We start from the raw sequence: 1670 nt of genomic DNA on the forward strand, positions 1-1670 counted from the left end.
CCCAAGAACGCGTTCAGGTCGGACAGGAAGTCGATTGGGTACTTGGGGAAGTCGGCGAAGCCGTCGTATTCGTTGGTGTAGATGTCTGTCGGAAAAAAATCGGCCGGCGTGGCGCCGTCGAACGTGATGCCCAGGCTCGGCACCGACGGATCCGAACCAGCAGGGATGTCGAAGCGTTCCAGCAAGCCGCCGTCGGGATTGCTGGCGTCGCCGACCATGATGAAGTGCACGTCATCGCTGGGCACACCTTGGGCGGCGAGTTCCGGCTCGGTCAGCCCGGAGAAATCCGCGCTCTGCGACCAACCGAAGACCACCACCGGATTGGCGGCGTCCACTCCCCCAGCGGCGATCTGGCTCTGGATCGCGGAGTCCAGAATCTGTTCCTCCTGCGCGAACGAGGTGTCGACAAGCAGCGTGTGCACGCCCGTGACCGGATACAGCCCCTCGGGCGTGAACGGGGCTTCGATGGTGCCGTCGAAGCCGCGCGGCTGCAGATACAGCTGCTCGACGGCCTCTTGGTAGCCCGGGCTCGCGACCGGTGTGCCGCTGGTGCCGAAGATCAATGCCGTGCCGTCGCCGAGCGGCGAGTCGGCATTGTCGACGCTGGTCAGCCGCACTTGAGCGTGGTGTTGCGGGGACGGGATGGCGACGACGGCGAGGGCGACGACTGCCGCGCAGGTGGTGCTGGTTCCGCGGGCCGGCATGGCATCTCCCCTGCTTGAGCGACTGTGTCCGAAATTACAACACGATGACCGGTTCGAAACAAGAGCTCTTGTCGAAAAGTTGGTTGCAGCTAGAATTCGGCGCCAGGGCAGCGATGCGCACGTCCGCGCAACCCAGGCCGCGCAGGATCCGCGGCTTGGACGCCGAACAGCGCCGCGAGCAGCGACGTGAACAACTGTTGCAGGCGGCGTTCGAGCTGTTCGCCCGCGACGGGTACGCCAACACGTCGATCGAGGAGATCTGCCAGACCGCGTATGTCGGCAACAAAGCGTTCTACGACCTGTTCGACAGCAAGGAAGATTGCTATGTGGCGCTGCTGCGCCAGGTCTCCGAACGCATAGAAGAGCAAGTGGCGCAAGCGATGCGGGAGTCGGCCGACGCCGACGAAGAAGAAACGGTGCGTCGGGTTTTGGCAGCGTTCGCCCACACGTTGGTCGACGACCCTCGCGTCGCGATGGTGACTTTTGGTGCAGCTGCTGGTATTTCGCCCCGAGTGGAAGCTCAGCGTCGGGAGAACCGGCGCTGGGCAGCGTCGTTCATCGAGTCGCTCTGGCGTCGCAACCATCCAAGCGACGGGATCAACTACCACGCGCTTGCGGTGGCCACCGTTGGCGGACTCTTCGAATCAGTGACCGATTTTCTGCACGAGACGGATCCGCCACGGCCCCGGACATTCGACGACCTCATCTCCGATCTGACAACGTTCATGTCGGTCGTCGAGGCTGGAATTCGGGCGAGCGGCGGTTAATCCCAGCCGTCACTTGAGCAACTGCGGGTTTGGGTCTGGCGTTGTGCCCGCCTACGAGCGACCACCCTTGCTAGGACTCCCTACCAACGCGATGGTAGCGCTACGTACTACGGATAAGTAGTACAGTCGTTGGCATGTCCGAAGTGCCGGTGCGCGAGCTGAATCAAAATACTGCTGGAGTGCTCGCGAGGGTGAAACG

The 1670-nt window shown here is 63.0% G+C and carries 2 protein-coding genes; one reads left to right on the forward strand and one right to left on the reverse strand.

Translation table 11 applies throughout. From position 1 onward, the window contains the following. Positions 1-704: PE-PPE domain-containing protein (locus WBF82_RS09100; protein WP_424382722.1), on the reverse strand; the 704-nt coding region annotated here is incomplete at its 3' end. A 113-nt stretch (positions 705-817) separates the two neighbouring features. Here WBF82_RS09100 and WBF82_RS09105 point away from each other — a divergent pair. After that, positions 818-1471 (forward strand): TetR/AcrR family transcriptional regulator, encoded by a 654-nt coding sequence (locus WBF82_RS09105; protein ID WP_424382723.1) that lies wholly within the window; start codon positions 818-820, stop codon positions 1469-1471. Positions 1472-1670 lie beyond the last annotated feature (199 nt).

Source organism: Mycobacterium sp. (assembly GCF_049673265.1).
In the GTDB taxonomy this organism is placed as follows: Bacteria; Actinomycetota; Actinomycetes; order Mycobacteriales; family Mycobacteriaceae; genus Mycobacterium.

What these genes read in the sequence shown, in the direction of transcription:
- WBF82_RS09105 (WP_424382723.1), top strand. Translation starts at nt 818, where the DNA reads ATGCGCACGTCCGCGCAACCCAGGCCGCGCAGGATCCGCGGCTTGGAC.